The 22,439-nt window shown below is 47.2% G+C and carries 16 protein-coding genes; 10 read left to right on the top strand and 6 right to left on the bottom strand.

The features are described 5' to 3' along the window. Positions 1 to 30 precede the first annotated feature (30 nt). Together serC and gyrA are read right to left on the bottom strand one after the other, a co-directional pair. On the bottom strand, positions 31 to 1,116 hold the full coding sequence (gene serC / locus ABNS04_RS04400) for a 3-phosphoserine/phosphohydroxythreonine transaminase (protein WP_272978476.1): 1,086 nt from the start codon (positions 1,114 to 1,116) through the stop codon (positions 31 to 33). After that, entirely contained in the window at positions 1,109 to 3,748 is a 2,640-nt protein-coding gene (gene gyrA / locus ABNS04_RS04395; RefSeq protein ID WP_272978477.1) for a DNA gyrase subunit A, read from the bottom strand. Before gyrA ends, serC begins: the two co-directional genes overlap by 8 nt. A 150-nt stretch (positions 3,749 to 3,898) precedes the next feature. On the opposite strand from gyrA, the gene ubiG reads away from it, so the two are divergent. From ubiG to ABNS04_RS04365, 6 genes are all read left to right on the top strand, one after another. After that, entirely contained in the window at positions 3,899 to 4,633 is a 735-nt protein-coding gene (gene ubiG / locus ABNS04_RS04390; protein WP_272978478.1) for a bifunctional 2-polyprenyl-6-hydroxyphenol methylase/3-demethylubiquinol 3-O-methyltransferase UbiG, read from the top strand. A 17-nt stretch (positions 4,634 to 4,650) separates the two neighbouring features. Further along, the gene (locus ABNS04_RS04385; protein ID WP_272978479.1) at positions 4,651 to 5,313 is read left to right on the top strand and encodes an HAD-IA family hydrolase; all 663 of its coding nucleotides are present in this window, start codon (positions 4,651 to 4,653) and stop codon (positions 5,311 to 5,313) included. A gap of 326 nt (positions 5,314 to 5,639) precedes the next feature. Further along, positions 5,640 to 7,973, top strand: coding sequence for a class 1a ribonucleoside-diphosphate reductase subunit alpha (gene nrdA / locus ABNS04_RS04380; RefSeq protein WP_272978481.1), 2,334 nt, complete (start codon positions 5,640 to 5,642; stop codon positions 7,971 to 7,973). 15 nt (positions 7,974 to 7,988) lie between these two features. After that, complete coding sequence (gene nrdB / locus ABNS04_RS04375) at positions 7,989 to 9,122, top strand: class Ia ribonucleoside-diphosphate reductase subunit beta (protein ID WP_006955348.1); 1,134 nt, start codon at positions 7,989 to 7,991, stop codon at positions 9,120 to 9,122. Between the two features lie 8 nt (positions 9,123 to 9,130). Then, positions 9,131 to 9,394, top strand: a complete 264-nt coding sequence (yfaE, locus tag ABNS04_RS04370) for a class I ribonucleotide reductase maintenance protein YfaE (RefSeq protein ID WP_006955351.1) — start codon at positions 9,131 to 9,133, stop codon at positions 9,392 to 9,394. Positions 9,395 to 9,498: 104 nt separating this feature from the next. Next, complete coding sequence (locus ABNS04_RS04365) at positions 9,499 to 9,765, top strand: GrxA family glutaredoxin (RefSeq protein ID WP_006955353.1); 267 nt, start codon at positions 9,499 to 9,501, stop codon at positions 9,763 to 9,765. A 36-nt stretch (positions 9,766 to 9,801) separates the two neighbouring features. On the opposite strand, the gene hrpA is transcribed toward ABNS04_RS04365, so the two are convergent. Both hrpA and ABNS04_RS04355 read right to left on the bottom strand, forming a co-directional pair. After that, positions 9,802 to 13,746 (bottom strand): ATP-dependent RNA helicase HrpA, encoded by a 3,945-nt coding sequence (hrpA, locus tag ABNS04_RS04360; RefSeq protein ID WP_348671203.1) that lies wholly within the window; start codon positions 13,744 to 13,746, stop codon positions 9,802 to 9,804. Positions 13,747 to 13,757: 11 nt separating this feature from the next. Next, positions 13,758 to 14,810 (bottom strand): isoaspartyl peptidase/L-asparaginase, encoded by a 1,053-nt coding sequence (locus ABNS04_RS04355; RefSeq protein WP_348671202.1) that lies wholly within the window; start codon positions 14,808 to 14,810, stop codon positions 13,758 to 13,760. Between the two features lie 81 nt (positions 14,811 to 14,891). Here ABNS04_RS04355 and ABNS04_RS04350 point away from each other — a divergent pair, with 81 nt between their 5' ends. From ABNS04_RS04350 to ABNS04_RS04340, 3 genes are all read left to right on the top strand, one after another. Next, complete coding sequence (locus tag ABNS04_RS04350; RefSeq protein ID WP_272977758.1) at positions 14,892 to 15,131, top strand: hypothetical protein; 240 nt, start codon at positions 14,892 to 14,894, stop codon at positions 15,129 to 15,131. Positions 15,132 to 15,229: 98 nt separating this feature from the next. Continuing rightward, positions 15,230 to 16,690 carry an exodeoxyribonuclease I gene (sbcB, locus tag ABNS04_RS04345; protein WP_272977757.1) on the top strand — a complete coding sequence of 487 codons (1,461 nt, stop codon included), beginning with the start codon at positions 15,230 to 15,232 and terminating at the stop codon, positions 16,688 to 16,690. Next, positions 16,668 to 18,290 carry a GMC family oxidoreductase N-terminal domain-containing protein gene (locus ABNS04_RS04340; protein WP_348671201.1) on the top strand — a complete coding sequence of 541 codons (1,623 nt, stop codon included), beginning with the start codon at positions 16,668 to 16,670 and terminating at the stop codon, positions 18,288 to 18,290. Before sbcB ends, ABNS04_RS04340 begins: the two co-directional genes overlap by 23 nt. 24 nt (positions 18,291 to 18,314) lie before the next feature. Here the strand turns inward: ABNS04_RS04340 and ABNS04_RS04335 are convergent, their stop codons facing one another. Beyond that, complete coding sequence (locus ABNS04_RS04335; RefSeq protein WP_272977312.1) at positions 18,315 to 20,648, bottom strand: MMPL family transporter; 2,334 nt, start codon at positions 20,646 to 20,648, stop codon at positions 18,315 to 18,317. 1 nt (position 20,649) lies between these two features. Further along, entirely contained in the window at positions 20,650 to 21,822 is a 1,173-nt protein-coding gene (locus ABNS04_RS04330) for a YCF48-related protein (RefSeq protein WP_272977311.1), read from the bottom strand. 162 nt (positions 21,823 to 21,984) lie between these two features. Between ABNS04_RS04330 and ABNS04_RS04325 the strand changes: the two genes are divergently transcribed. Beyond that, positions 21,985 to 22,439, top strand: a 455-nt coding sequence (locus tag ABNS04_RS04325) for a DUF1329 domain-containing protein (RefSeq protein WP_272977310.1), incomplete at its 3' end; no start/stop codon positions are given.

The raw sequence follows: 22,439 nt of genomic DNA, 5'->3' as shown, positions 1-22,439 counted from the left end.
TCTTTTGTTCTTTTATTTTGATAAGCAGATTTAGCCGTTTGTACGCTCAAATTCGCGCATAAAGTCAATCAACGCCTCAACGCCCGCATAAGGCATGGCATTGTACAGGCTCGCACGCATGCCACCGACAAATCGGTGACCTTTGAGACCGACTAGGCCTGCCTGATGAGCTTGCTCTAGAAAGTGCTTGTCGAGCTCATCGTCAGCTAATTGAAAGGGTACATTCATAATAGACCGATAGTCAGGGTGAACTTCATTTCGATAGAAGTCAGACGCGTCAACATAGTCATACAAAGCCTTGGCTTTACGCTGGTTGAGCTCACCAATACCCGCAAGACCGCCTTGTCTTTTCAGCCACTTAAACACGAGCCCAGAGAGGTACCAAGCAAAGGTGTTGGGCGTGTTGTACATCGAGTTATCTTTGGCCTGTAACTGATAGTCCATAATCGAGCTCACCTCAGGTTGTGGTTGACCTAAAAGTGACTTTTTAACAATCGCGATAGCAAAGCCTGAAGGACCAATGTTTTTTTGAGCGCCTGCGTAAATAACCCCAAAACGGCTAACATCGAGAGGTGCAGAAAGGATATTTGAAGACATATCGGCAACGATAGGTGCCTGCACATCAGGAATATCGTGAATCGCGATACCATCCACTGTCTCATTCGGGCAATAGTGGAAGTAACGCGCATTGTTACTTAATTGCCATTCACTGGCGGGTTGGATACGTTTGCCCTGCTCTGTTTGTTGAGCTGCGCCCACAACATTAACTTGGCTCACATACTTCTCAGCCTCTCGAATGGCATATCCTGACCAAGTGCCGCAATCAAGATAATCGACAGTGTCTGTCTTTGCTGCAATGTTTTGTGGTACGGCAGAGAACTGACCGCGACCACCGCCTTGCAAAAACAGTACATGATAATCATCCGGTACGCTCAACAACTCTCGCAAGTCTTGCTCAGCTTCTTGCGCCATTTTTACGTAAGCAGGATCGCGGTGTGAAAACTCCATCACCGAGACACCTGTACCATTCCATTGTAAGAACTCTTCCTGTGCTTGCAGCATGACCTCGGCCGGTAACATCGCCGGCCCGGCCGAAAAGTTAAAGATCTTACTCATCGTTTGCCTCAGATTTATCAGACGACTGTTGTTCAGATGTCACTTCACTTGCTTCACCTTCAACAACCACATCTTCGAGATCGTCCTCGTCGACTTCATCAATGCGCTGTAAGCCAACAACTTGTTCATCGTCACCGGTACGGATCAAACGCACGCCTTGCGTGTTACGACCGACCATCGAGACTTCATTGACGCGCGTACGAACCAACGTACCTTTGTTGCTGATCAGCATGATCTCATTGCCATCTACAACTTCCATCGCGCCGACTACAGCACCATTACGTTCGCTGACTTTTATCGACACAACACCTTTAGTAGCACGGCTCTTAGTCGGATATTCCTCGACCAAGGTGCGTTTACCAAAGCCGTTCTCTGTGACCGTCAGAATCGCCGCTTGTTGCTCATCTTCGTACGTACCCGGAACGATAAGGCTAACTACTTTCTGTCCTTCCTCGAGACGGATACCACGCACACCGGTAGCCGTACGACCCATTGAACGTACTTGGTCTTCTCTAAAGCGAACAACTTTACCGCCGTCTGAGAACAGCATAATCTCTTGCTCGCCATCGGTGATATCAACACCGATTAATTCGTCGCCTTCATTCAGGTTGAGCGCAATAATACCGCCGTTACGTGGACGTGAATATTCAGGTAATGGTGTTTTCTTAACCGTGCCGTGCTTAGTCGCCATGATGACGAACTTATCTTCTGGATAATCACGGGTTGGTAGAATCGCCGTAATACGCTCATCCGATTCAAGCGGTAATAGGTTGACAATAGGCTTACCGCGCGAAGCGCGACTCGCCAACGGCAACTGGTAGACCTTCATCCAATAAATACGACCCCGGGTCGAGAAACATAAGATGGTGTCGTGAGTATTGGCAACCCACAGGCGTTCAACGAAGTCGTCGTCTTTCATCTTCGTGGCTGCTTTACCTTTACCACCTCGGCGTTGCGCTTCGTACTCAGTTAATGGCTGATACTTCACATAGCCTTCGTGAGACAGCGTTACCACAACGTCTTCTTCGTTGATCAAGTCTTCCATGCTGATATCGTGCGCAGCCGCGGTGATTTCGGTTTTACGTGCATCACCGAAGTTGTCACGAATTTCAACCAACTCTTCGCGAATCACTTCCATCAAACGTTCAGTTGAGCGCAAGATATGCAGGAGTTCTTCGATCTGTTTCAACAGACCTTTATATTCGTCAAGGATCTTCTCGTGCTCTAAGCCAGTCAGCTTATGCAAGCGAAGATCCAAAATAGCCTGTGCTTGCTCTTCGGTCAGGTAGTAGCTACCGTCACGAATACCATACTCTTCTGGTAGGTGTTCAGGACGCGCTGCATCCACACCCGCGGATTCTAGCATGGCCGCGACATTGCCTAACTGCCAGCCACGCGCGACCAACCCTTGCTTAGCTTCTGCTGGGGTTGGCGAGCGACGAATAAGCTCAATCACTTCATCGATATTCGCGAGTGAAATCGCCAAGCCTTCTAAAATGTGAGCGCGTTCACGCGCTTTGCGTAATTCATATACCGAGCGACGTGTCACCACTTCACGGCGATGACGAACGAACGCATCCAATACCTGATAAAGGTTGAACAGCTTAGGTTGACCTTTATCAAGCGCAACCATGTTAATACCGAACACGACTTGCATTTGCGTATTGGCGTACAGGTGGTTGAGTACCACTTCGCCCACATCACCACGACGAATCTCAATAACGATACGCATACCGTCTTTATCCGACTCATCGCGCAAGCCACTGATACCCTCAAGGCGTTTTTCTTTCACCAGCTCAGCGATTTTCTCGATCAAACGCGCTTTGTTCACCTGATATGGAATTTCACTGACGATAATGCTTTCACGACCTGACTTTTCGTCAACTTCGACCTCGGCTTTAGCACGCAAATGAATGCGGCCGCGACCTGTTTTGTAGGCCTCGACAATACCGGACCGGCCCGAGATTGACGCCGCCGTTGGGAAGTCAGGTCCTGGAATAAACTCCATCAGCTCTTCAATGCTGATTTCTGGATTATCAATCAGCGCTAAGGTGCCATTGATAACTTCGGTTAAGTTATGTGGAGGAATGTTGGTCGCCATGCCCACCGCTATGCCCGATGAACCATTGACCATTAAGTTAGGCACTTTAGTTGGCAAAACGTCTGGAATACGCTCGGTACCATCGTAGTTATCAACAAAATCGACGGTTTCTTTGTCGAGATCGGCTAACAACTGATGGGCAATTTTTTCCATCCGAATTTCGGTATAACGCATGGCTGCGGCTGAATCACCGTCAACTGAACCGAAGTTACCTTGACCATCAACCAAGGTGTAGCGCAGCGAGAACGGTTGTGCCATACGCACGATGGTATCATAAACCGCACTGTCGCCATGTGGGTGATATTTACCGATAACGTCACCCACCACACGGGCAGACTTTTTATAGGGTTTGTTGAAGTCGTTCCGCAATTCATTCATCGCGAAAAGTACGCGACGATGCACGGGTTTCAAACCATCCCGAACATCTGGAAGCGCTCGACCCACAATCACGCTCATCGCGTAATCAAGATAAGAACTTTTTAATTCATCCTCGATATTGATGGGTGAGACTTCTCTAGCCAGATCGCTCATATATGTATCCCTAAACTCAAGCTATACTTAATCGTTGTTATAATTAATCAGGTATTGTACCCGTCACGGGGTGAACACGCACCCTCTTTTTCAAAAACGTCCGCTGATGTAAACTCTATAGAAGTTACGCCAATTTGGAACCTCTAACACATGTCAGAACGAGCCTCTTTAAGTGCCCTTAGCAATAACGTTGACGAAAAAGAAATCGAAAAATTTTCCGCCCTTGCTTCGCGATGGTGGGACACCGAAGGCGAATTCAAACCGCTGCATCAAATTAATCCATTGCGATTAACCTTTATTGAACAGCAAGTAGGCGGGTTATTCAACAAGCATGTTGTTGATGTGGGTTGCGGTGGTGGTTTATTAACCGAGGGTATGGCGAGTCGTGGCGCTCAGGTAACGGGTATCGACCTTGCGCATGACTCGTTAGAAGTCGCTCGACTTCACGCTTTAGAGTCGCAACTCAGTGTCAATTACCAGCAAATAAGCGCTGAAAACTTTGCTGCGGAACATACCGCACAGTTTGATGTCGTCACATGTTTGGAAATGCTCGAACACGTTCCTGACCCTGCCGCCATTGTTGGTGCTGTATGTGAGATGGTGAAACCGGGCGGTTACGCTATTTTCTCTACGTTGAATCGTAACGTGAAATCTTGGCTGCTAGGTATTGTGGCGGCTGAGCATGTTTTACGGTGGGTGCCTAAAGGGACTCACCAGCATCAACGATTTATCAAGCCTTCTGAATTACTGCGTATGACAGATGTACATGGATTGCAAGCAATGAAGATGAATGGCATCGTATATAAGCCATTGCAAGGCTTTATGCTAGACGAGCATGATGTTGACGTTAATTACATCGTTGCACTTCATAAACCAGGCCGTTAACTCATTAGGGAACTCGCGTGAACAAACATCCGGTAGCTGCAGTTTTGTTTGACCTCGATGGTACATTATTAGATTCAGCACCGGATTTGGGCTTTGCGCTCAATCAAGTCTGTCGTGAAAATGGACTTCCGGAGATACCCGCAGAGGTATTTACGCCTGTTGCTTCGCACGGTTCTCGTGGGTTATTAGGTTTAACGCAATTGGATGAAGATGCGCTACTTGCGCTAAAACCAAGGTTTCTCGATATTTATCGCAACAACTTAGCGCTTCACAGTAAGTTATTTGACGGCGTTGAGACGTTACTGAGTTCGCTTCGCCGCAATCAGATTAAAATAGGCATCGTCACCAATAAACCTGAGTTTCTTACTCACCCTCTGATTGCGCAGTTTGAAGCGCTACAAAGTATTTCGGTAGTCGTCTGTGGTGATACGTTGGAAGAAGCCAAACCGTCACCCAAACCACTTTACTACGCAGCAGAACAACTTACTGTGGACCCCAAGGACTGTGTGTATATAGGCGATGCAGAACGCGATATCGTGGCCGGGCGTAATGCAGGTATGGTGACGGTACTCGCAGAGTATGGCTATATCTCTAGTACTGACCAACCACAACAATGGTTAGCGGACTACACCATCGCTCACCCCAATGCCTTGATGGAGCTACTCGCTTTACCAAAGTAGATGTTCTAAATCGTTCATTTTTTAATAGTTTTTATGACACCTTTTTTGCATAGAACGCTTGTTTCTAAAGTCATGATTTTTTCAACTAAAAAATTATAAAATTTACACTTTCACGCAAGCCTATGCACGATAAGCGCTTGCAAAATTTCAAGCGGCTTTAAACGAATATTTACTACTAAATAGACTTGATCGATGTGCGGGTTGTATCTAGTATGCCTGTAACACATCGACTACTAGATATTGTGTTCATTTGGTGTACAGACCGAAAATCACACAATATCTTGTGGCCACAAATCTATAACAAACAGCTAAGAGTCGGCGCTAAAATGAACGAGCAACTTTTCGTTACCAAACGCAGTGGTCAACGCGAACCGCTGAATTTAGATAAGATTCATCGTGTCATCATGTGGGCTGCAGAAGGCCTTAATAATGTCTCTGCTTCTCAAGTCGAAATTAAGTCGCATATTCAGTTCTATGATGGGATCAAAACCGAAGATATCCATGAGACCATTATCAAAGCAGCAGCGGACCTAATTTCAGAGGAAGCGCCTGACTATCAGTATATGGCTGCGCGTCTGGCCATTTTTCACTTACGGAAGCGTGCGTACGGCAAGTTTGAGCCCCCTCGCCTCTACGACCATGTGAAGAAAATGGTTGATGAGAAGCGTTACGACGCACACTTGCTAGAAGATTTCAGTGAGCAAGAATTCGACCAGATGGACGAGATCATTGATCACTGGCGTGACATGAACTTTTCATACGCTGCGGTTAAGCAACTAGAGAATAAGTACTTGGTGCAGAACCGAGTCACCGGTGATATCTACGAAAGTGCTCAGTTTCTTTATATTTTAGTGGCTGCTTGTTTATTCGCTAATTACCCTAAGTCCACTCGCATGGACTACATCAAGCGCTTTTATGACGCGACATCAACGTTCAAAATATCGTTGCCAACGCCTATCATGTCTGGCGTGCGTACGCCGACCCGCCAGTTCAGTTCATGTGTATTGATTGAAACGGGTGATAGCCTTGACTCAATTAACGCGACAGCCAGTGCTATTGTTAAATACGTATCGCAACGCGCGGGTATTGGTATCAATGCCGGACGTATTCGCGCACTCGGTAGCCCTATTCGCAATGGTGAAGCGTTCCATACGGGTTGTATCCCATTCTATAAGTATTTCCAAACTGCTGTGAAAAGCTGTTCTCAAGGCGGTGTACGTGGTGGCGCGGCAACGCTGTTTTATCCGCTGTGGCACCTTGAGATTGAAAACCTGTTGGTACTTAAAAACAACCGTGGTGTGGAAGAAAACCGTGTTCGCCATCTCGACTACGGTGTGCAGTTCAATCGCTTGATGTATCAACGCCTCGTCAAAGATGACTTCATCACACTGTTTAGTCCATCGGATGTGCCTGGCTTGTATGACGCATTCTTTGAAGATCAAGAAGAGTTCGAGCGTCTCTACGTCCAATACGAAAACGATGAAAATATTCGTAAGAAGCGTATTAAAGCCATCGAGCTGTTTAGCTTGTTTATGCAAGAGCGTGCGAGCACCGGCCGAATTTATGTGCAAAACGTCGATCACTGTAATACTCACAGTCCGTTCGATTCAAAAGTTGCGCCTGTTCGTCAGAGCAACCTGTGCTTAGAGATTGCGCTACCGACCAAGCCACTCAGTCACGTCAATGACGAAGAAGGTGAGATTGCGCTATGTACTTTATCAGCGTTTAACTTAGGTAAAATCAAATCGCTCAGCGATTTCGAAGAGCTCGCGGATCTTGCCGTACGTGCTCTCGACAGTTTGCTTGATTATCAAGAATATCCCGTACCTGCGGCTTATAACGCCACCATGAACCGTAGAACGCTCGGTATAGGGGTCATTAACTTTGCGTACTATTTAGCTAAACACGGCGTGAAGTATTCCGATGGTTCAGCCAACGGTCTTGTGCACCGTACCTTTGAAGCGATTCAGTTCTATTTGATGAAAGCGTCAATGGAACTCGCTAAAGAGAAAGGCAAATGTCCTAAATTCAATGAAACCACCTACTCTCAAGGTATTTTACCGACAGATACCTACAAGAAAGATTTAGATGCGTTTTGTTCAGAGCCACTCCACCTCGACTGGGAGCAGCTCCGTAAGGACATTCAAGAACACGGCATGCGTAACTCAACGTTGTCCGCCTTAATGCCTTCAGAAACGTCGTCGCAAATTTCTAACGCGACGAATGGTATCGAACCACCGCGTGGATTTGTCAGTGTCAAAGCATCTAAAGACGGTGTGACAAAGCAAGTGGTGCCCGATTACGAAAACCTGAAAAACAATTACGAGCTATTGTGGCAGATCCCGGATAACAAGGGATATTTGCAACTGGTCGGCATTATGCAGAAGTTTGTCGATCAAACTATCTCGGCCAACACCAATTACGACCCGGGTAAGTTCAATGGTGCTAAGGTACCGATGAAACAATTACTTCAAGATCTATTAACAGCGTATAAGATGGGTGTGAAAACACTTTACTATCACAATACGCGCGACGGTGCAGCCGATAACCAATCCGACATTTCCGCTGAACAAAAGCGTCAACGTAAGCAAAGTGATCGCCCTGCCGAGGTGGTGATTGAAGAAGACGACGATTGCGCAGGCGGTGCGTGCAAGATTTAATAAGGAGCGATTTGCGTGTCTTATTCAACGTTTAACCAAGAACAAACTAATCCGTTGGCCGAACCCATGTTTTTTGGGAACTCGGTCAACGTTGCACGTTACGACCAACAAAAGCACAGTATTTTTGAAAAGCTTATCGAAAAACAGATAAGCTTCTTCTGGCGTCCAGAAGAAGTCGACGTGAGTCGTGATCGTGTTGACTTTAACAAGTTAACCGCCAGTGAAAAGCATGTGTTTATTTCAAATTTGAAATATCAAACACTGCTCGACTCGATCCAAGGTCGAAGCCCTAACATTGCGCTACTGCCTATCGTTTCGCTGCCTGAGCTCGAAACTTGGATTGAAACATGGTCTTTCTTTGAGACCATTCACTCGCGCTCCTACACGCATATTCTGCGTAACTTGTTTAGCGATCCAAGTGAAATTTTCGAAGATATCGTCATTAATGACCAAATCAAATTGCGCGCTAACGACATCTCTCGTTACTACGACGATTTGATTTTCTACACGCAGCTGTGGCAAACCCATGGCGAGGGCAAGATCACCGTCGATGGTGAAGAGCATAACGTGACTCGCCGCGAACTGAAGAAAAAACTCTTCTTGTGCATCAACTCAGTTAACGCGTTAGAAGCGATTCGTTTTTATGTCAGTTTTGCCTGTACCTTCGCATTTGCAGAGCGCGAACTCATGGAAGGCAACGCAAAAATCATTCGTCTGATTGCGCGCGATGAAAACGTGCACCTGACTTCAACTCAGCACATGATCAACCTCTGGCAAGATGGTGAAGACGACCCAGAAATGGCAGAGATCGCTGAAGAACTCGCCGACGAAGCTTATGAGATCTTCATGACAGCCGTTAAACAAGAAAAGCAATGGGCCCATTACCTATTTAGAGATGGCTCCATGATTGGTCTCAATGAAAGCATGTTGTGTCAGTACGTCGAGTATATTGCCAACTTGCGTATGCAAGCGATCGGCTATGATGCGCCTTTCCCAGAGCAGCGCTCAAACCCATTGCCGTGGATGAATAAATACTTGGTATCTGATAACGTACAGGTTGCACCACAAGAAGCTGAAATCAGTTCTTACTTGGTCGGTCAGATTGACAGCAGTGTGGATGCCTCGGACTTAGGCGACTTTGACCTTTAGCGCGCCTGATGACAGCGAAACTGTTTAAAGTCAAAGTCAACGGTCAGCATGAGCTGACCGTTGACGCTTCAGAAGGCACTTTACTCGATGCGCTCGAAAAGCATCAGTTAGAGGTACATTATCACTGTAAAAGTGGCTTTTGCGGGGCCTGTCGTTCTAAACTCAAAAGTGGCTCAGTTCGCTATCTTACCGACCCTCTCGCCTATGTTCGCAAAGGTGACTTTTTACCCTGTTGTTGTGTTCCGGAATCCGACCTTGATATTGAACATTAATCTCACCGTTCGAAAAAAACGATAACCCTCATCGTGCAGATACATTGTAGAGCACCCGTGAAATATGGATAATAGAGTCAAATTCAAGGACTCGAGGTTTATTCATGTTTACAGTTATTTTTGGTCGCCCAGGATGCCCTTTTTGTGTTCGCGCTAAAGAAGTGGCCGAGCAATTAAAAGCAGATCGCGACGATTTTGATTATCGCTATGTCGATATTCACGAAGAAGGTATTACCAAAGCTGATTTAGAGAAGACCGTTGGTAAACCAGTGCACACAGTGCCACAGATTTTCGTTGATGAAACACATGTTGGTGGCTTCACCGAATTTGAAGCCTATGCTAAAGAGCACTTAGGTTTATACGCCGCTTAATTCTTTTAATTAAGTGAGCAAAGAAATAAAGGCACCTCAAGGTGCCTTTATTTCGTTTATGGCTTGCTTAATTCGCTTCTCGGACACAGGGTATTTAGTCCCCAGCGTCTGCGCAAAGAGCGATACGCGTAACTCTTGAATCATCCAATAGATCTCTCGAACCTCAGTCGGCACGATACGACGATAGCGTTTAACCAAGGCATTGTAGCTCTCAGTCAATTCATCAAGCATTAATGTTGCCAGCCGGTCCTTGTTCGGATTTTCCGGTAACTTTTTTAGGCGACGCTGCAAGGCGCTTAAGTAACGTTCGATATCTGGCAATCGCTCGGCACCAACCTCAGATACAAAACCGCGATAAACAAGCGACTCGACCTGTTTCTGCACATCACCACGCGATTGAATCTGATCCAATGGGATTTTTCCCTTCAGTTGCTTCTTCAGATCGTTGGAGCGGATTAAGCATTGCTCAACCTGCTGCGCGATACGCTCAACGCGCTCATTCAGCTCAGCACGGGTTTTTTCTACTAGCGCGTTAAACGCGGACTCCGTGCGAACCTCATCTTCCGCTGCGACAAAATCTTGATACAGATTATCCACTGCTGCATCAATACAGTCTTGGATGAGCGCATCAACTTTACCCCAGGGATTAAAGTACATCGCCAGCTTGGCTTTATTAGACAAACTTTTCTGCAAGTATTTAATAGGTGAAGGCACTTGTTTAAGCACTAAGGCACGAATTCCTCGGGCATGCGCCAGCTCAGCCTCTTTTTGATGATCGAACATCTGAACTTGTAATTGATCATCAGGCGTTACCGTTACCGCTGGGTATGCCCGCATTTCAAAACCGTGCTGCTTTTCGCTTACCACCTTGGGCAAATCGTTGATCGACCAGGTTTCCAATGGTTCACGTTCAACTTCCTGCCCCGCGGTCTTATCAAGACGCGCCTGTACGCGACCCGATAGCGCATTTTTAAGCGCCGTGAGGTCACGGCCCTGACGTATTAGCTTCTTACCATCAAGAATTTTAAAATTCATTTGCAAGTGAGCATCAATTTGTTCGGGCTTAAAGTCACTGGGCTCCACTCGCACGCCCGTCATACGCAGTAGCTTCTTACACATGGCTTCAAGCAGACTCAACTCACCCGGTTCAATATCCGCAAATACGGCCTGAGCAAAGTTAGGTGCCGGCACAAAGTTTCTGCGAATCGGCTTGGGCAATGACTTAATCAACGCGGTTATTCGTTCTTCACGCAACGCGGGAATATGCCAGTCAAATCCTTCATTTTCGACTTGATTGAGAATTGCCAACTGAATATTCACCGAAACCCCATCATCTTCAGCGGAGGGTTCAAAATGATAGCTCAGCGGCAATTTAAGGTTACCCTGTCGCCAAAACTCGGGGTAACTTTGTTCCGTAATATGGCTGGTATCTGCGTCAATCAAATCGTCACGCTTGAAGAACAGCAACTTAGGCTCAGACTTTGCGGCCTTATGCCACCAGCCTGCGAGTAGCTTCTCGTTATAAATTCCCTCTGGAATATGACGCTCGTACGCCTCAAATAATTCCTGTTCATCAACGAGGATATCCCGACGGCGCGATTTTTCCTCCAGCGCTTGTACACTCGCGATCAAATCCAGATTGTGCTTGATAAAAGGCAATTGACGTTTGATTTGGCCCTGCGCCAGCCCCTCACGAATAAAAATATGTCGCGCGAGCGTGGGATCGATGGGACCAAACTGTACGCGCCGACGCGCCACCAAGATCAGCCCGAGCAACGTCACTTGCTCGTCAGCAACAACGCTGCCTTGTTTGGCTTCAAAATGCGGTTCAAGATACTGTTTCTTAACCAAATGCCCAGCAGCCTGCTCAATCCACTCAGGCTCAACTTTGGCGTTAACGCGCGCATATAACTTTGATGTTTCAACGAGTTCAGCACTGACAACCCATTTAGGTGGTCGTCCAAATAAATGAGAGCCGGGGAAAATATGAAAGCGAGTTTGACGCGTACCCTGATACTCGTGCTTGGCATCCTTTAAACCAACTTGAGACAGTAAGCCTGCGAGTAGTGCTCGGTGCACCTGTTCGTAAGTCGCCGCTTCCTCATTAATGCGTAATCCTAACTCACGTGCCGTTTGTCGGCTTTGGGTATAGACATCCTGCCATTCACGCACACGTAAAAAATGCAGGAACTCTTTCTTTAATTGCTTACGAAACTGATTACCTGAGAGTGCTTGCTGTTGCTCTCTTAAATAATTCCATAAGTTGAGAAAACTCATAAAGTCTGAATTGTCATCGGCAAACCGTGCGTGTGCTTGGTCCGACTTTTCCTTTGCATCACTCGGGCGCTCGCGAGGATCTTGAATACTGAGCGCCGAGGTAATAATCAGCATTTCGCGGACGCAGCCCTGCTCATGCCCCGCGAGCACCATACGCGCCAGCTTAGGATCGAGCGGTAAACGTGCCAGTTGTCGACCGGTGTCTGTTAATCGTGGTTGCTGTTGTTTTCGGTTGGGCGCAATCGCGTTGAGTTCTTCCAGCAGATTTAAACCATCTTTAATAAAACGTTCATCAGGTTTCTGGACAAATGGAAAGCGCCTAATATCGCCCAGTCGCATCGCGGACATCTGCAATATAACTGCCGCCAAATTAGTCCGCAGAATTTCAGGATCGGTATATTCTGGGCGACTGAGAAAATCTTCCTCGCTATATAAGCGAATACAAATACCTGGTCCCACGCGACCACAACGACCTTTACGCTGATTCGCACTGGCTTGCGAAATCGGTTCAATAGGAAGACGCTGTACTTTGGTTCGGTATGAATAACGACTCATACGCACGGTTCCGGGGTCAATCACGTAGCGTATGCCCGGCACCGTCAGTGATGTCTCCGCAACGTTAGTCGCAATCACCACACGGCGTTGGCTGTGCGACTGAAAGACACGGTTCTGCTCACTCGATGATAAGCGCGCATAGAGCGGCAACACTTCGGTATCGCGCAATTGCAGTTCTTGAATCGCCTCCGCGTAATCACGTATTTCACGTTCGCCGCTGGCGAAAATCAAAATATCACCGGGACCTTCGGCTTGCAGCTCTTGCACCGCATCTAATAAACTTGCCAGAACATCATTCTGAGCCTCAGGTTGCTCCGATGGGTCACGATAACGCACTTCGACAGGGTACGTGCGCCCGCTTACAGTGAGTACAGGCGCATTATCAAAATGCTTAGAGAAACGTTCGGTTTCTATCGTTGCCGACGTGATGATAATTTTGAGATCGGGGCGTTTACGCCGAAGTTGGTGCAAAACCCCCAATAAAAAGTCAATGTTCAGGCTTCGCTCGTGCGCCTCGTCAATGACAATCGCATCGTATTGCAGTAAGAGCGGATCGTTTTGTAGCTCCGATAACAACATACCATCGGTCATTAACTTAACCGCAGTGGTCGGTGCCGTCTCATCTTGAAACCGGATCTTATAACCGACCTGTTGCTTCTGCGTATCACCGAGCTCTTCACCGATACGCGCGGCGACACTACGTGCCGCCAGTCGACGAGGTTGCGTGTGTGCGATAGTGCCTTTACGCCCATAACCCAATTCGAGCAACATCTTGGGTAACTGAGTCGTTTTACCCGAACCCGTTTCACCCGCAATAATGACCACCGGATGTTCGCGCATCGCTGTTAAAATACGCTCGCGTTCCTGCGCGACCGGCAGTTGTTCGGGGTAATCCAGTTTAAATTGTTGCTCTTGCCGCGCGAGCAAATGCAATTGCGCTGCCTCGATATCCTGCTCAATTTGGCTTTGAACGCGCGCGCGTCGCTCAGCATCTTTAATTTTGACACTGCCACGCAGCCGCCCTCTAAGAAGAGCGGCATCCGCTAACGTACATTCTGCCAGTGCATTGGCAAATTTATCGAGCACCTGTTTTTGCGCTTGTTTTTGCTCCGCAGATAGCGGTTTAGTTTTTTTGGGGGTACGACTCATAAACGCCCGCTTTAATCCTCATCTTTGTAAATCGCAGTATGAACGTTGCCATTGCGAATATAACCACGGTACATACCTTCGGTGTTAAACGGTGTTGCAATGTGACCTTGTGCATCCATAATAATGACACCACCGGTGCCACCCGCTTGCTCTAACACACCATGAATCACTGCATCACCGGCTTCTTCTACCGTTTGATTCTGATACTTAACTCGTGCACAGATATCCGCTGCTACATGGTAACGAATAAAGTACTCGCCATGACCGGTTGCGGAGACACCACAACTACTATTGTCCGCCCAAGTGCCAGCGCCAATAATCGGTGAATCCCCTATTCTACCATAACGCTTAGCAGTCATCCCGCCCGTTGATGTGCCTGCACTGAGGGTACCTGACTGATCCAGTGCGACAGCGCCGACAGTGCCATACTTATAATCGAGATCAAGGTAACGCCAAGCTTGTTGTTCCGGTTGCTCACTTTTACGAATCGTTTGTTTCGCGTTAATGAGTTGCTGATAACGATGGTCAGTATCAAAGTAACTATTATCAACCTGGGCTAAACCTTGCTGCTGAGCAAATTGTGCCGCCCCATCGCCACTGAGCATCACATGCACCGACTTATCCATGATGGTGCGCGCCAGCTCAATCGGGCTTTTTACCGTCTTAACCCCAGCAACAGCACCTGCATTGCCCGTTGCGCCATCCATAATAGACGCATCAAGTTCATGCTCGCCATCCCAGGTATACACCGCGCCTTTACCCGCATTAAATAAGGGTGAATCCTCCATCACTTGAATCGCACTAATCACCGCATCAGTGCTACTGCCGCCATGCTCAAGTACTGCATAACCCGCCTGCAGAGCCTCTTCGAGCTTCGCGTGGTACGCTGCCTCTTGTTCTGCGGTTAAATTGGCCCGGGTAATCGTGCCTGCACCGCCGTGAATAACCAGAGCAATGGGTGACTTGTTATCCGCAGACTCATGTGTTTCAGCTTTCGTTGCCACGGTAGTGAACGTTCCCGCCAATGCAAGCGTAAGCATAGTCAGTGTTGTTTTTATTTTCATGGTTCTATCCTTAATAACGGATTCAAACTACACATTACAGGGTAATCGACACCACAATGCAATGTTTTTGGAGGTAACTCTATGCCCACTTATCGCGTTAACTACGATCATCTTGGTGCACCCGAGCAAGTCCAACTCAATGTACCGACGATTGAGCATTTAGATAGCGATCGCGACTTGCGCGACGAAGTAGCTCGTCGACTCGCTGAGCGTGTTCTACCTCATGCCGAACTGGCGGTTAATCACGATGACCACCGTAACGTCGAAGAAAAGCTCTACAAAGCGTATGACTTGAAAATCACTCACATCGAGCGGCTTTAGTTGCCGCTCTTAGCGACTTCAATATCAAAGTGCTAATATTGCAGGGCTACCAACAATGGTGTAGCCTCCAAGCCAACTAAATTGAGTCGGTATGAGACATGCAATCCGTTCCAGAAAACAATAAAAATCAACCCACCTTCTACTGGCACGACTATGAAACGTGGGGTGCACGGCCATTAATTGATCGGCCTGCACAATTTGCCGGCATGCGCACCACATTGGACTTTCAACCCGTTGGACGTCCTTTAACGATCTATGCGCAACCCACGCCAGATTTTTTACCCGATCCAGAAGCGGTACTCATCACCGGGATCACTCCGCAATATGCGCTTAACCAGGGCGTTAACGAAGCCAACTTTGCACAAGCTATTGTGCAAGAGATGAGTCAACCTAATACCATTATTATTGGCTATAACAACATTCGTTTTGACGATGAAGTAACGCGCTCACTGTGTTATCGCAACTTTTATGACCCCTATGCTCATACTTGGCAAAACGGTAATTCGCGCTGGGACTTGATTGATGTGGTACGCGCCTGTTACGCGCTGCGTCCCGAGGGTATTCATTGGCCGGAGGACGAAGATGGTCGTGTGACCTTGCGACTTGAAAAGTTGACCCAAGCAAATGGTATTGAGCATGGGCAAGCGCATGATGCTATGTCCGATGTCCGAGCGACCATCGCGATGGCACAACTGATTGCAGAAAAGCAACCGAAACTGTGGCAGTTTGCCTTACAGCACCGTCATAAGAATGACCTGATGAACCTCATTAATTGGCAGCAGATTAAGCCTTTAATACATGTCTCGGGTTTGTATGGCGCCGATAACTTCTTCGTATCCGCCGTGCTGCCGATTGGTTTTCATGCTCAACGTGCTAATGCACTGATCGCTTGGGATCTACGTATTAACCCAGCAGATTTTGTGGATTATTCGACTGAGCAACTACGAGATTTGCTATTTGCCTCCCGTCAGCAGCATCAGAACAACGGAACACAACGCCCTGGCGCAACCCAGATTACGCTCAATCGTTGCCCGTTCTTAGCGCCGTTGGCAACGCTAACAGAGGAAGCACAACAACGTACTCAAATCGACTTGGCAACGCTTAGGGAGCGGACTCGTTGGTTAGCCGAGAACAGTGACTTCCGTGATCGTATCATGGCGATTTTTGATAGCGCACTCGAGCGTGGCGAACAGCCGCCTTTAGACGTTGATCAACGCTTATACGATGGTTTCTTCGACGCGCAAGATAAGCAGAATTTACAGATGATTCGTGCGATGAGACCCGAACAGTTAGCCGGTATTGAGCTGAATACGCAAGATAGCCGTCTACCCGAGCTATTGTTTCGCTACCGCGCACGGAATTATCCGGCGACACTCAATCAAAGCGAGCTTCAGCGCTGGCAGCAATTCTGTCGTCAACGCCTTACCGAACCGACCAACGGGCAGCTTTCGATAACCGAGTTTGCAGAAAAACTTGAAGGTTTGGCTCAGCAGTATCAGGATAATAAACATCGTATGCAGCTGCTGAAATCACTTTATGACTACGCACAAGGGCTTTGAACACAGTTTTGACTATATTATCGTCGGTGGTGGATCGGCTGGCTGTGTGCTTGCCAATCGACTGAGTGAAGGCGGACGATTCCGCATTTTACTCTTAGAAGCCGGGCGCAAGCCGCCCGGCTTTTTCTCCACGATGCCCTCTGGCTTTGCCCGCTTTATTCATAGCCCGACCTTTAATTGGCTTTACCGCGGCCAAAGCTTCGCTCAACAAACAACCTACACACCTCGGGGTAAGGGGTTAGGTGGCTCAAGTGCCATCAATGCAATGATTTACTGCCGAGGTAGTCAACAAGACTATCAGCGCTGGGCCGATGCGGCTGGCCACGAGTGGAGTTATGCTGCATTACTTCCCTACTTTAAAAAGTCCGAAGCTAATCAGCGTGGTGCTAGCTATTACCATGGCGCTCAAGGTCCGTTAAAAGTCAGTGATAAAGTCCCCTATTACCCCGTCTGTCGAGCATTTGTGGAGGCCTGCCAAGAGTTCGGGCTACCGTATAATCATGATTTTAATGGCGATACCTTAACAGGTGCAGGTCCATTCCAATTTACTATGGCGGATGGCGAACGTTGCAGCACCTATAAAGCTTACTTAAAACCGGTGGCAGACCGACATAACTTAACCATACTGTCGGGTTACGATGTTCATCGTGTGCTATTTGATGGGCACAATGCTCAAGGTGTGGAGGCGTTTTGTGAGGGGCAAAAGCAACATTTTTATGCCAATCGTGAAGTCATTCTTGCCGCCGGTGCACTCGCATCACCTGTTATTTTGCAACGTTCGGGAATTGGTGACAACGAATCACTTAAATCGGTGCATGTTCCGGTGGTATACCATGCGCCCGAAGTGGGTAAGAATCTTGCCGAACACGCAGATATTTGTGTCCATGTGAAAAATAAAAAACGGAATGGACTGACACTCACGCCTTGGGGCCTAGTGAAACTCTTACCCGCGCTTTTGTACTACCTTATCAATAAAAACGGACAATTAAGCCATTCATTGGCCGAGGTAGGCGCATTTTTCGATGTAAGCGATAACGATTGGGCGAATGATAATGAGCCTAGATTTCAGTGCCATGTGCTACCCGTGATGTTTAAAGATTCGGGTTATAACTGGTGGCCCACATTAAAGCATGGCTTCAGTATTCATGTCTGTTTGCTCCGGCCTGAGTCACGCGGAAGCATTCAAATTAACCCCGAGGATCCGTTTGGAAAGCCACTCATCAATTACCGTTTTTTCGAAAACCCCAATGACTTAGTCGCGTTGACAGCGGCGGTTAAAAAGGTGTGTAGCTTACTCGAGACCGATGCCCTGAAGCCATTCGTAGGTAAACGGTTGTTTCCTCGCCCCTATAATCGAGATAGCGAACTCGCCCAGCAAATTACCGAGGAAATCGGGCTGATCTACCACCCTGTAGGTACATGTCGGATGGGTCAAGACCAGCATTCCGTCGTTGATCCACGATGCTGTGTGCGCGGAGTCAACAAATTACGAGTTATTGATGCGTCAATAATGCCAACGCCTATCAGTGGTAATACCAACGCCCCTACCATCGCTATAGCTGAAAAAGGCGCCGACTTGATTAAAGCCGACGCCTTTTAATTTTTCTCCGTTAATTACACGCGTTTATTTTTGATGCAGTTTTCCGACCTTAAATAGACGCGCTAACGCAGGGATCAAGATCAGCGCACCGAGCATATTCCAAAGGAACATAAAGGTGAGCAAAATCCCCATATCCGCTTGGAACTTAATCGGTGAGAAGATCCACGTCGCGACACCAATCGCTAACGTCAATCCAGTAAAGCCAACCGCTTTCCCCGTGTTCTCAAGTGCATAACGATAGGTAGCTGGCAGATCCATACCACGCTGCAAACCTTCCTTAACCTTACTATAAATATAGATGCCGTAGTCGACACCAATACCTACACCGAGTGCAATAACCGGCAAGGTCGCAACTTTAATGCCTATCCCTAACACCGCCATTAACCCTTGACTCATGACTGTTGTAAAGGCGAGAGGAAGCACAATACAAGCCACTGTGCGTAAGCTTCTAAAGGTGATTAAGCAAAGGAAAATCACTACACCATAGACCCACAACAGCATTTTGTTCTGGGCGCTCTCAATGACGGAGTTTGTTGCTGCTTCAATACCTGAGTTACCCGCCGCCATCAGCAAATCAATACCTTCTTTTTGGTAGTTCTGCTTAAACGACTCCACAGAGGCGACCACATTCTTCAATGTTTCCGCTTTATGATCATCAAGGTATATAATAATCGGCGCCATCGAACAATCGTTGTTAATTAAGCCATCTGGAATACGGCTCAACGATGCGTTGGTAACAAACTGGTTGCGGTTTAAGGTGAACCACTTTAGGTTACCTTCGTTAATGGCAAACATCCCCATCTTCGATACGTATACGATGGATTTGACATCTTGGACACCATTGGTGTTTTGCATATGCCAACTAAAGCGATCCATAAACTCAAGGTTATTATACGCGATACATTGCTGTGGTTCAGTCGCAGCCATCACAACAAAAATATCAGTGCTTGAGCTGTAGTTATCAACGATGTAGGCATTATCAAGATTATAGCGACTATCAGGACGTAGTTCCGGCGAACCTTTATCTAAGTCACCAATTTGCATCTGCTGACCATAATAAAGACCCCATGCCAATAACACTATCGCGATACCCAAGGCACTGTAGGCCCACTTCGGTTGAGCAAACTTCTCAAAGGTACGCACCACGATGTGTTTTTCGCTTTCCGCTTTGCGGTGATACTCGACACCTTTATCAGATACCCCGAAGTACGACATCAAAATAGGTAATAAACCTAAGTTAGTCAGTACCACAACCGCTACACCGATACTGGCCGCAATCGCAAGCTCTTTTATCACAGCGATATCAATCACCATCAGCGTGGTAAAGCCAATCGCATCACTCGCCAATGCGGTTAGACCCGCAATGTATAAGCTCCGAAAAGCAAGCTTGGACGCTTCAAATTTATCGAAACCATGCGTGCGATTGTAACCAATGGCATTAATAATTTGCACACCGTGAGAGACGCCAATAGCAAACACCAAAAACGGTACTAGCATCGAGTATGGGTTTATCCCACTACCAATCAGGTCGATAATTCCCAGTTGCCAAATCACGGCAATGATTGAGCAGCCCAGTACGGTGAAGGTACTACGCCAGCAGCGACTGTACACATACAACATAGCCAAAGTGATAAGGATCGCTAGCAAGAAGAACAAACCCACTTGCTCGGCACCATCGATCAAATCACCAATCAACTTGGCAAAACCGGTAATGTGAATACCAATTTCATCACTTTGATATTTGTCACGTACTAAGGTTTCTAAGCGCTCCGAAAATTCCCCATAATCCAGCTTTTCGCCCGTTTCGGGATTCACTTCGTCGAGAGGGACATAAATGATAGTTGACTCGAAGTTGTTCGCAACCAGGTTACCCACCTCACCGGAGCGAAGCACATTTTCCCTCAGTTGAGCTATGGACTCTTTGCCACCATCGTAACCGTCTGGGATAACCGGGCCGCCCACAAAGCCTTCCTCAGTGACTTCCATCCAACGTACATTGGGTGTCCATAAGCTTCGTAAACCTGAGCGATTAACACCAGGGATGTAGAACACTTCGTCGGTAATTTGCTTGACCGTTTCTTGGAACTCAGGCTCAAAAATATCGCCTTGCTTATTTTCAACGGCAATACGCACCACGTTGCCAAGACTCGATAGATCCTTTTGGTATTCAAAATAATTTTGAATAAACGGATGCTGAGTCGGAATCATTTTGGTGAAAGAAGCGTCTGGGCGCACTTGAACGGCGTTGTAGCCCAGCACAAGGGTAACCGCCGCAAATAACAGTAACCAACCTAAACGAAACTTGAATAATGCCCGCTCGAGTAAAGAGGGTTTTTTATTTTCGATATTATTATCCACGCTACTCTAGCCCCTTTTCCGCTGTGTCACTTTGGGTTGTTTTTGCTGGCCAATAGTAAATACCAGAACGACTGGTCAGTACTTTTTCGCCGTTAAATTCAACCATATCGCCGAATACAGCACTACTTGGATGTGTGTGTTCAGTCACGTCGAGAGAGGGCGTAATTTCTAAAATGACACCTGAGTTACCCACGATCCATTGAGTACCTTTAGTATCCGCGTAGCCACTCATCAAGTTGGCATCCGCAGGGCTATCAATTGCGGTATAACGCTCACCTAAGTCGTCCGAGACAAAAATATTGCCACGTAGTCCATAGGTCCATAACCGACCTTGGTTATCAAAGTGAGCACCAAACAATGAACCATCGTACGGCGGTGCAACCGACGACCATGATGCGCCGCCATCTTGGCTCGCATACGCGGTACCCGCTTCACCGGCGATAAATACATTGTCGCCCTGCGTAGCGATGGCGTTTAAGTGAAAACCATTTGGGTTATCTAGACGACCACTAATAAGTTGCCAATTCGCCCCCTTATCTTGGCTGACCAACAAAGTGTTGTAAGCGCCTACCGCCAGCACATCGCCATTGGCTAGCGTTTTAATATCTAATATCGGTTTTGAAGGGCCTGTCTCTTGTTTTGCACGTTGTGCATTTTCTAAATAGAACCTGGCATCATCGAGCGCCCACTGCAAATCACCCGACTCATCACCATCTGCGGCTATTTTTTGTTCGAGTTCTGCAATGCGTTGCTGATAAAACGCAACTTCAAGATCGAGCAGATCAAACCCATCAAAGATACGCTGCCAAGTATTGCCGCCATCGGTCGTTTTTAATATCACGCCATGGTGACCTGCGGCATAGCCTATCGAGTCAGATTCGAAGTCGACACTGGTCAGTAACACACTGGTCGGAACATTAGCCTGTTTCCATGTGTTACTATTGAGATCTCGAGTAATGATATTGCCATGTGAGCCGACCGCAACAAGGCGGTTAGATAGCTTAGCGGTTGCAATAAGCGGGTTTTTTATAATTAGTTTGCTGCTTGCTTGCATTGCCGGCGCGTAAATCACATCAAATTCTTGCTGCGACGACACATCGGTTGCTTGTGCGAATGCAAAAGTGCTCAAAACCCCACTGAGCAACAACCCAATATGGGTTGGGGACAGACGCATGGAACCTCCTAAACAAAAAAAATGTCTTAGAATTGTATAAGGTTATATTCATTTGAAAACCTTTTTCGCATATTTTCCTGCTTTTTTTAGTGAAACTATTGTCTTACAGGTCTAACCTCTGGCAAAGTGATGTACGAAAGTAGAACAACAAGGAAATTACCCATGAATAAACTGATGCTAAAAGCGGGTGTATTCGCCCTATCAGTTATCTCCGCCAGCGTAATGGCTAAGGTCACGCCTGACCAAGCCGATCGTTTAGGCAAGGATTTAACACCGATTGGTGCTGAAAAAGCCGGTAATGCAGACGGTTCAATTCCAGCTTGGAATGGTGGTTATTCTGATGCAAGCGTTGAGATTGTGCGCGGCACGGACCCGTTCGCAAGTGACGAACCACTGTTCACGATTACTCACGACAACCTCGATCAATACAAAGACAACCTGACGCCAGGTCAGATTGCGATGTTTAATAAGTATGACGATTACAAAATGATCGTTTACCCAACGCGTCGCTCTGCAACCTACCCTGACTCACTTTGGCCAAAAATTAAAAAGAACGCAGAAAATGCTGAGTTAGTGGCGGGCGGTAATGGTATTCAAAACTTCGAAGTTACAACTAT

Origin of the sequence: uncultured Idiomarina sp., from assembly GCF_964010655.1 — a bacterium.
Classification (GTDB): domain Bacteria; phylum Pseudomonadota; class Gammaproteobacteria; order Enterobacterales; family Alteromonadaceae; genus Idiomarina; species Idiomarina baltica.
This window is presented reverse-complemented; position numbering and strand designations above follow the sequence as displayed.

Excerpts from the sequence above, each read along its gene's own strand:
- ABNS04_RS04350 (WP_272977758.1), top strand. The coding sequence starts at position 14,892 with ATGCCCACTTATCGCGTTAACTACGATCATCTTGGTGCACCCGAGCAA.
- nrdA (WP_272978481.1), top strand. The coding sequence starts at position 5,640 with ATGAACGAGCAACTTTTCGTTACCAAACGCAGTGGTCAACGCGAACCG.
- ABNS04_RS04365 (WP_006955353.1), top strand. The coding sequence starts at position 9,499 with ATGTTTACAGTTATTTTTGGTCGCCCAGGATGCCCTTTTTGTGTTCGC.
- serC (WP_272978476.1), bottom strand. The coding sequence starts at position 1,116 with ATGAGTAAGATCTTTAACTTTTCGGCCGGGCCGGCGATGTTACCGGCC.
- gyrA (WP_272978477.1), bottom strand. The coding sequence starts at position 3,748 with ATGAGCGATCTGGCTAGAGAAGTCTCACCCATCAATATCGAGGATGAA.
- ABNS04_RS04355 (WP_348671202.1), bottom strand. The coding sequence starts at position 14,810 with ATGAAAATAAAAACAACACTGACTATGCTTACGCTTGCATTGGCGGGA.
- ubiG (WP_272978478.1), top strand. The coding sequence starts at position 3,899 with ATGTCAGAACGAGCCTCTTTAAGTGCCCTTAGCAATAACGTTGACGAA.
- hrpA (WP_348671203.1), bottom strand. The coding sequence starts at position 13,746 with ATGAGTCGTACCCCCAAAAAAACTAAACCGCTATCTGCGGAGCAAAAA.
- ABNS04_RS04340 (WP_348671201.1), top strand. The coding sequence starts at position 16,668 with ATGACTACGCACAAGGGCTTTGAACACAGTTTTGACTATATTATCGTC.
- ABNS04_RS04330 (WP_272977311.1), bottom strand. The coding sequence starts at position 21,822 with ATGCGTCTGTCCCCAACCCATATTGGGTTGTTGCTCAGTGGGGTTTTG.
- sbcB (WP_272977757.1), top strand. The coding sequence starts at position 15,230 with ATGCAATCCGTTCCAGAAAACAATAAAAATCAACCCACCTTCTACTGG.
- yfaE (WP_006955351.1), top strand. The coding sequence starts at position 9,131 with ATGACAGCGAAACTGTTTAAAGTCAAAGTCAACGGTCAGCATGAGCTG.